General features: G+C 75.7%; 1 protein-coding gene. It reads left to right on the plus strand.

Going from position 1 to position 831, the window contains the following annotated elements; all coding sequences use genetic code 11:
• Positions 1-831, plus strand: an 831-nt coding sequence (locus B8460_RS22420; protein WP_048863188.1) for a glycosyltransferase family protein, incomplete at both ends; no start/stop codon positions are given.

Consider the following 831-nt stretch of genomic DNA (forward strand, 5'->3'; position numbering starts at 1 on the left):
GGCTGCGCGAGGTGCTGACGGCGTATTGCGGCCTGGACGCCGCGCCGGGGCCGGGGATGCTGCGGCGGTTCCGCCACCTCGCCGCGCTGCCGCCGGGTGAGTCGTTCGCCCTGCCGGCCGACGCGGGCGACGCCGAAGGCACGCGGGCGCTGGTGGGCGCCTGTCTCGAGCCGATGTTCACCGTGCTGACGGCGACGACCACGGCCACCGCGGGCGCGGACCTGACGCGGCTATACGCGGATCTGTGCGCGCAGACGGTACGGTCGTGGGAGTGGTGCGTCACCCATCCGGCCGTGTCCGGCCCGGTCGCCGAGGCGCTGCGCGCGATGCGGCGGGCGGATGCGCGGATCAAGCTCCGCCTCGGCCCGGGTGACGACGACGAGGTGGATGGCGCCGGGGCGGATGGCGGCGGGTTGGATGCGGCGGCGCTCCTGGCCTGCGGCACCTGGCTGGTGCTGTGCCCGCCCTCGGCGAGCCCGGCGCCGGATCTCCTCGCGGCGTTCGCCGGATGCGCGCAGGCGGCGCCGCAGGTGGCGGCAATCTACTGCGACGAATACGACGCGGTGGCCGATCTGCCGCGTCCGAAACCGGATTGGTCGCCAGAACTGGCGTGGTCGGCGGCCTATGCCGGCGAGGTCGTGGCGCTGCGCAAGCGGCATTTCCTGGCGCTGACGGCGCGGCCCGACGGCGACGGTGCCGGGAACCGGGCGGGGGTGGCGACCCTGGGCGCGACGCATGACGCCGTGGCCGTGCATGCGTTGCTGCTGCGTACCGAGGCGGCGGCGCGCGGCGGCGCGGGGCGCATCGGCCATGTCGACCGGATCGTGGTGC

Source organism: Acidisphaera rubrifaciens HS-AP3 (assembly GCF_000964365.1).
Taxonomy (GTDB): domain Bacteria; phylum Pseudomonadota; class Alphaproteobacteria; order Acetobacterales; family Acetobacteraceae; genus Acidisphaera; species Acidisphaera rubrifaciens.